Raw genomic sequence first — 7,065 nt, 5'->3', positions numbered from 1 at the left:
CGATCGTAGCCCCTCCAGCATCACCTTAACTACTTAACTCATTGAATCTCAAGGAGTTTGTCGTTCCGATGTCGCTGGAAGTGGGGCGCATTATAAGGGGATTCGAAACCCCGTCAACCTTTAATTTCAAGAAACCTTCATATCGCTGAAAAGCAAAGCGGGGAGGCCTGACGGCCTCCCCGCTTTTCAGTGCAACCCGCGGCTTCTAAAGTACACCAGCGCCGCGTAGTCGCTGCAGCTCGCCGGCACCCAACCCCAACACTTCCCCCAGCACCACGTCGGTATGCTCGCCCAACAGTGGCGGCGCCCGGCGATACTCCACCGGCGTCTCCGACAAGCGTATCGGGCTCGCGACCTGCGGTACGCTACCCGCCAACGGATGCGCCATACTTACCGCCAGCCCTCGCGCCAGCACCTGGGGGTCCTGGAACATCTGCGCCAGGTCATTGATTGGCCCACACGGCACCCCTGCAGCTTCCAGCTGGCGCACCCATTCAGCCGTGGTCTTGAACACCGTGGCTTGGCGTATCAGTGGAATCAGCTCGGCCCTGTTCGCCACCCGCAGTTTATTGGTCACAAAGCGCGGGTCATCCGCCCATTGCGGCTGCCCGGCCACTTCGGCGAACTTGCGGAACTGGCTGTCATTACCCACGGTAAGAATGAAGTCGCCATCCGCCGTCGGGAAATCCTGATAAGGCACTATGTTGGGATGCGCATTACCCAGCCGGCGAGGCGAGGTGCCTGTGGTCAGATAGTTCATTGCCTGATTCGCCAGGCAGGCCACCTGCACATCGAGCAATGCCATATCGACATGCTGGCCGACCCCGGTCTGATCCCGGTGGGCGAGGGCAGCAAGCATGGCAACCGTGGAATACAGCCCGGTCAGAATGTCGGTAAGCGCTACACCCACCTTCACCGGCCCTGCACCTGCCTCACCTTCCGGGCGACCGGTCAGGCTCATCAGCCCACCCAGCCCCTGGATCATGAAGTCATAGCCAGCGCGCTTGGCATATGGGCCGGTCTGGCCGAAGCCCGTAATGGAGCAATAGATAAGCTGTGGGTTGACTGCCTTCAGGCTCTGGTAGTCCAGGCCATAGGCAGCCAGCCCACCCACCTTGAAGTTCTCGATGACGATATCGCACTTAGCCGCCAACTCACGCACCAGGCGCTGCCCCTCGGGCTGGGTAAAGTCGATGGTCACCGAACGCTTGTTGCGATTGGCCGACAGGTAGTAGGCCGCCTCGCCGGTGTTCTCACCCTCGACATCCTTGAGGAAGGGTGGCCCCCATGAGCGGGTATCGTCGCCACTGCCAGGGCGCTCGACCTTGATCACGTCAGCGCCAAGGTCAGCGAGAATCTGGCCAGACCACGGGCCGGCCAACACGCGCGAAAGGTCCAGCACCCGCAGATGTGATAGCGCGCCCATGGACTGCTCCTTATTAATAGAAGGCCTGGATACCGGTTTGCGCACGCCCCAGAATCAGCGCATGCACGTCATGAGTACCTTCGTAGGTGTTGACCACCTCCAGGTTGACCAGGTGGCGGGCCACACCAAACTCGTCGGAGATGCCGTTGCCACCGAGCATGTCGCGCGCCATACGGGCGATATCCAGCGCCTTGCCGCAGGAGTTGCGCTTCATGATCGAGGTAATCTCCACTGCAGCCGTTCCTTCGTCCTTCATGCGCCCCAGGCGCAGGCAGCCTTGCAGCGCCAGCGTGATTTCCGTCTGCATGTCGGCCAGCTTTTTCTGGATCAATTGGTTGGCGGCCAACGGGCGTCCGAACTGCTGGCGGTCCAGGGTGTATTGGCGGGCGGTGTGCCAGCAAGCTTCAGCGGCACCCAGCGCCCCCCAGGAAATACCGTAGCGAGCCGAGTTCAGGCAGGTGAACGGGCCTTTGAGGCCACGTACATCCGGGAAAATGTTCTCGTCCGGCACGAACACATTGTCCATGACGATTTCGCCAGTGATCGAGGCGCGCAGGCCGACCTTGCCATGGATCGCCGGAGCACTGAGGCCCTGCCAGCCTTTCTCCAGTACGAAGCCACGGATATCGCCCTCATCGTCCTTGGCCCAGACCACGAACACGTCGGCGATGGGGCTGTTGGTGATCCACATCTTGCTGCCGGTAAGACGGTAGCCACCGTCCACCTTCCTGGCCCGGGTAATCATCGAGCCCGGGTCGGAGCCATGGTTAGGTTCGGTCAGGCCGAAGCAACCGATCCACTCGCCACTCGCCAACTTGGGCAGGTACTTCTGTTTTTGTGCCTCGGTGCCAAATTCGTTGATCGGCACCATCACCAGCGACGACTGCACACTCATCATCGAGCGGTAACCTGAGTCGATGCGTTCCACTTCGCGGGCAATCAGGCCATAGCACACGTAATTCAAACCGCTGCCACCGTACTGCTCGGGAATGGTTGCACCCAGCAGGCCGATTTCACCCATCTCGCGGAAGATCGCCGGGTCGGTCTGCTCATGACGGAAAGCCTCGAGCACACGTGGGGCCAGCTTGTCCTGGGCGAACTGATAAGCGCTGTCACGCACCATGCGCTCTTCTTCAGTGAGCTGCTGATCCAGCAGCAGCGGGTCGATCCAGTTGAAGCTTGCTTTACCGGCCATGAGCGAAATCCTCGTAATAGGGGGCAGTTTCTTGTGCCTTTGAGCCTAGGCTTGATCAGCCGCCGGGACAAACGAGGATTGCGCACCAATTAGTGATAATTTGTCACTTCGTAAATCGGCAAAACGCCATATTGACAGCCTTACAAGTGAGGTTGACGTACATGCGCCGCAAGATCCCCAGTACCGCCGCTCTGGTTTGCTTCGAAGCGGCGGCACGTAACGAAAGCTTTACCAAGGCTGCCCAGGAACTCGCCCTGACCCAAAGCGCCGTCTGTCGGCAGATCGGTGGGCTAGAAGCCTTCCTTAATGTGGAACTGTTCCGCCGCTCGCGCAGGGGCGTGAAGCTTACCGAAGCCGGCCTGTCCTACAGTCGCCAGGTGGCCACCCAGCTGGACGCCGTGGAACGCGATACCTTGTCGGTGATGCGCCTGCAGGGCGCCAATGTGATCGAGCTGGCGGTGGTGCCGACGTTTGGCACTCAATGGCTGCTACCACGGCTCAAGGACTTCCAGCAGCGCCACCCAGAGGTCACGGTCAATCTCACCAACCGCACCCGGCCATTCCTGTTTGCGGACACAACCTTCGATGCCGCCATCTATTTTGGTGATGCCGATTGGTCTGGCACCCAGTCGCACAGGCTGATGGGGGAAAACCCAGTACCGGTGTGCAGCCCGGTACTGCTGGATGGGCAGGGCAAGCTCGAGGCACGCCACATCGCGCAGCTTCCCCTGCTGCAGCAAAGCACGCGCCCCTATGCCTGGCGGCAATGGTTCGGCAGCGTAGGTATGAATGTTGAACGCGACATGACAGGCCCGCGCTATGAACTATTCTCGATGCTCGCCCAGGCGGCCATGCACGAAATGGGCATTGCCCTGATACCGCCGTTCCTGATCCAGCGAGAGCTGGAGGAGGGTAGGCTGGTGGTCGCTAACAGGCATGCCCTGAGTAGCGACAAGGCTTACTATCTGATGATTCCCGAACGCAAGGTAGAGTCAGCATCGCTACGTGCGTTTCGCGACTGGCTGGTGAGCCAGGCCCAGGCATACACAGGCAAAACAAGAACAAGTGCGACAAATTGACTATGTAGTCAATTATTTTAAACACCTACAGATATATGTATTTGTCGCTTTTTCGAAAACTGTAATGCAGGCATAAAAATACCCTTTAACCCTGCTTAACACGCGGCTTTGCGGGTTATTTTGCGACATCCACCAATCCGTAAGCGAATTCTTCGCATTTTTTTTGTTTTTTTCTCCTAATCTGCCAATAGCCCATGCTTGACGGGCTGCAGCCTTATCGCTGCGACAAGCGGTCACAGGGTGACTTGTAGTTTTAACTTCGTTTCGCTCCAGAACCGGTTGAAGGCCTCTGGGTTCGTCTGCAAAATGCTTCGCCCGCCCGGTATCCGGCGGGCCGGCGCTCCACAGCCGCCCCAGCTCACCATCCGAAGTGTGCTGGCTTTTACAACGACAAAAGGTCACCGCAGGAGAAATAGTCGTGCACATTGGTGTTCCTCTCGAGACGCAGACCGGTGAGACAAGGGTCGCTGCGACCCCCGAAACCATCAAGAAACTGATTGGCCAGGGCCATCAGGTCACCGTCCAACGGGGTGCAGGGCTCAACGCCGCCATTCCGGACAGTGCCTATGAGGCCGTGGGTGCTTCCCTGGGGAGCGCAGCCGACGCCTACGGCGCCCAATTGGTACTCAAAGTGGTCGCCCCCAACGACCAGGAATTGGCCCTGATCAACAGTGGCAGCCTGCTGGTGGGCATGCTCAACCCGTTCAACAGCGAACTGATCGGCAAGATGGCCGAACGCGGCATCACCGCTTTCGCCCTGGAGGCCGCGCCGCGTACCTCTCGGGCGCAAAGCCTGGATGTGCTGTCGTCGCAAGCCAACATCGCCGGTTACAAGGCCGTGTTGCTGGCAGCCCATCACTACCCACGCTTCATGCCCATGCTGATGACCGCTGCCGGTACCGTTAAGGCCGCACGCGTGCTGATCCTCGGCGCGGGCGTTGCCGGCCTGCAGGCCATTGCCACGGCCAAGCGCCTGGGTGCGGTGATCGAAGCATCCGATGTACGCCCAGCCGTGAAGGAGCAGATCGAGTCGCTGGGCGCCAAATTCATCGACGTGCCCTATGAGACCGACGAAGAGCGCGAGTGCGCCGAAGGCGTCGGCGGCTACGCCCGACCCATGCCGGCCAGCTGGATGCAACGCCAGGCCCAGGCCGTGCACGAACGCGCCAAGCAGGCCGATATCGTCATTACCACCGCGCTGATCCCCGGGCGCAAGGCACCGACCTTGCTCAGTGCCGAAACCGTGGCGCAGATGAAGCCCGGCTCGGTGGTCATCGACCTGGCTGCGGCCCAGGGCGGCAACTGCCCACTGACCGTTGCCGACCAGGTGGTGCAGGAAAACGGCGTGACCATCGTCGGCCCGACCAACCTGCCGGCGCAGGTGGGTGCCGATGCCTCGGCGCTGTACGCGCGCAACCTGCTGGACTTCATGAAGCTGCTGTTCGACAAGGACGGCGCGCTGGTCATCAACCTCGAAGACGACATCGTCGCGGCCTGCCTGATGTGCCGTGATGGTCAGGTCGTCCGCAAGAACGGCTAAGGAGCACGACAATGGAAGACATGCTGATTTCCCACGGCATCTACAACCTGATCATCTTCGTGCTGGCCATCTATGTGGGCTACCACGTGGTGTGGAACGTCACCCCGGCGCTGCACACCCCGCTGATGGCGGTTACCAACGCCATTTCGGCGATCGTCATCGTCGGTGCCATGCTGGCTGCCGCGCTGACCGTGACCCCGGCTGGCAAGCTGATGGGCACGCTTGCCGTGGCCCTGGCTGCAGTCAATGTGTTCGGTGGCTTCCTGGTCACCCGCCGCATGCTTGAAATGTTCAAGAAGAAAACCAAGAACGAGGCGCAGAAGTAAGCATGAGCATGAATCTGGTAACGCTCCTCTACCTCGTCGCCTCGGTGTGCTTCATCCAGGCGCTCAAGGGCCTGTCGCACCCGACTACCTCGCGGCGCGGCAACCTGTTTGGCATGATTGGCATGGGGCTCGCCATCCTTACCACGGTTGGCCTCATTTATAAGCTAGGTGCAGAACTGGCCACCGCCGGCATCGGCTATGTCATCGTCGGCCTGCTGGTCGGTGGCACCGCCGGCTCGATCATGGCCAAGCGCGTCGAGATGACCAAGATGCCGGAGCTGGTCGCTTTCATGCACAGCATGATCGGCCTGGCGGCAGTGTTCATCGCCATCGCCGCCGTACTCGAGCCGCAGTCGATGGGCATCGTTGCCGCCATCAGTGACCCGATCCCTACCGGCAACCGCCTGGAGCTGTTCCTCGGTGCTGCCATCGGTGCCGTTACCTTCTCCGGTTCGGTGATCGCCTTCGGCAAGCTGTCGGGCAAGTACAAGTTCCGCCTGTTCCAAGGCGCTCCTGTACAGTTCGCGGGCCAGCACAAGCTGAACCTGATCCTCGGCCTGACCACCATCGCCCTGGGCCTACTGTTCACTTTCACCGGTCATTACAGTGCCTTCACCCTGATGCTGGTCCTGGCCTTCATCATGGGCGTGCTGATCATTATTCCGATCGGCGGCGCCGACATGCCGGTGGTGGTGTCGATGCTCAACAGCTATTCGGGCTGGGCAGCGGCCGGTATCGGCTTCTCCCTGAACAACTCGATGCTGATCATCGCAGGCTCCTTGGTGGGCTCGTCCGGTGCCATCCTCTCGTACATCATGTGCAAGGCGATGAACCGTTCGTTCTTCAACGTCATCCTCGGCGGCTTCGGTGGCGATACCGACACTGGCGCGGCGCAAGGTTCGCAAGAACAGCGCCCGGTGAAATCTGGTTCGGCTGACGATGCCACCTTCCTGCTCAGCAATGCCGACAGCGTAATCATCGTCCCAGGCTACGGCCTGGCGGTGGCCCGTGCCCAGCACGCATTGAAGGAGCTTACCGAGAAGCTGACCCACAACGGCGTAACCGTGAAGTATGCGATTCACCCAGTGGCGGGCCGCATGCCCGGGCATATGAACGTCCTGCTGGCCGAAGCCGAAGTGCCATACGACCAGGTGTTCGAGATGGAGGACATCAACGCCGAGTTCGGACAGGCCGACGTGGTGCTGGTGCTGGGCGCCAACGATGTGGTCACCCCGGCGGCGAAGAACGACCCCAAATCGCCAATCGCCGGCATGCCGATCCTCGAAGCGTTCAAGGCCAAGACCATCATCGTCAACAAGCGCTCCATGGCCAGCGGCTATGCTGGCCTGGACAACGAACTGTTCTACTTGGACAAGACCATGATGGTGTTCGGTGACGCCAAGAAGGTCATCGAGGACATGGTCAAAGCAGTGGAGTGACAACGGCCGCTGCAAACCAGCTGATATAAAGGAAGCCCCGGTCAGAATCTGTCGGGGCTT

At 60.3% G+C, this 7,065-nt stretch carries 7 protein-coding genes; 4 read left to right on the top strand and 3 right to left on the bottom strand.

The window, feature by feature from the left end; genetic code table 11:
* Positions 1-205 precede the first annotated feature (205 nt).
* Both APH35_RS13535 and APH35_RS13530 read right to left on the bottom strand, forming a co-directional pair.
* Positions 206-1,426 (bottom strand): CaiB/BaiF CoA transferase family protein, encoded by a 1,221-nt coding sequence (locus APH35_RS13535; RefSeq protein ID WP_012269963.1) that lies wholly within the window; start codon positions 1,424-1,426, stop codon positions 206-208.
* A gap of 13 nt (positions 1,427-1,439) precedes the next feature.
* Complete coding sequence (locus APH35_RS13530; RefSeq protein ID WP_012269962.1) at positions 1,440-2,621, bottom strand: acyl-CoA dehydrogenase; 1,182 nt, start codon at positions 2,619-2,621, stop codon at positions 1,440-1,442.
* Between the two features lie 161 nt (positions 2,622-2,782).
* Here APH35_RS13530 and APH35_RS13525 point away from each other — a divergent pair, with 161 nt between their 5' ends.
* Positions 2,783-3,700, top strand: a complete 918-nt coding sequence (locus APH35_RS13525; protein WP_012269961.1) for a LysR family transcriptional regulator — start codon at positions 2,783-2,785, stop codon at positions 3,698-3,700.
* A gap of 12 nt (positions 3,701-3,712) precedes the next feature.
* Here the strand turns inward: APH35_RS13525 and APH35_RS28840 are convergent, their stop codons facing one another.
* Positions 3,713-4,126 carry a hypothetical protein gene (locus APH35_RS28840; RefSeq protein WP_156341218.1) on the bottom strand — a complete coding sequence of 138 codons (414 nt, stop codon included), beginning with the start codon at positions 4,124-4,126 and terminating at the stop codon, positions 3,713-3,715.
* On the opposite strand from APH35_RS28840, the gene APH35_RS13520 reads away from it, so the two are divergent.
* From APH35_RS13520 to APH35_RS13510, 3 genes are read left to right on the top strand one after another with little or no spacing between them, the layout of a single operon-like run.
* Entirely contained in the window at positions 4,119-5,240 is a 1,122-nt protein-coding gene (locus APH35_RS13520; protein WP_012269960.1) for a Re/Si-specific NAD(P)(+) transhydrogenase subunit alpha, read from the top strand. The genes APH35_RS28840 and APH35_RS13520 overlap by 8 nt on opposite strands.
* Before the next feature lie 11 nt (positions 5,241-5,251).
* Positions 5,252-5,566 (top strand): NAD(P) transhydrogenase subunit alpha, encoded by a 315-nt coding sequence (locus APH35_RS13515; protein WP_003256966.1) that lies wholly within the window; start codon positions 5,252-5,254, stop codon positions 5,564-5,566.
* Between the two features lie 2 nt (positions 5,567-5,568).
* The gene (locus APH35_RS13510) at positions 5,569-7,005 is read left to right on the top strand and encodes an NAD(P)(+) transhydrogenase (Re/Si-specific) subunit beta (RefSeq protein WP_060514967.1); all 1,437 of its coding nucleotides are present in this window, start codon (positions 5,569-5,571) and stop codon (positions 7,003-7,005) included.
* Positions 7,006-7,065 lie beyond the last annotated feature (60 nt).

Source organism: Pseudomonas sp. NBRC 111132 (assembly GCF_001320565.1).
Classification (GTDB): domain Bacteria; phylum Pseudomonadota; class Gammaproteobacteria; order Pseudomonadales; family Pseudomonadaceae; genus Aquipseudomonas; species Aquipseudomonas putida_P.
This window is presented reverse-complemented; position numbering and strand designations above follow the sequence as displayed.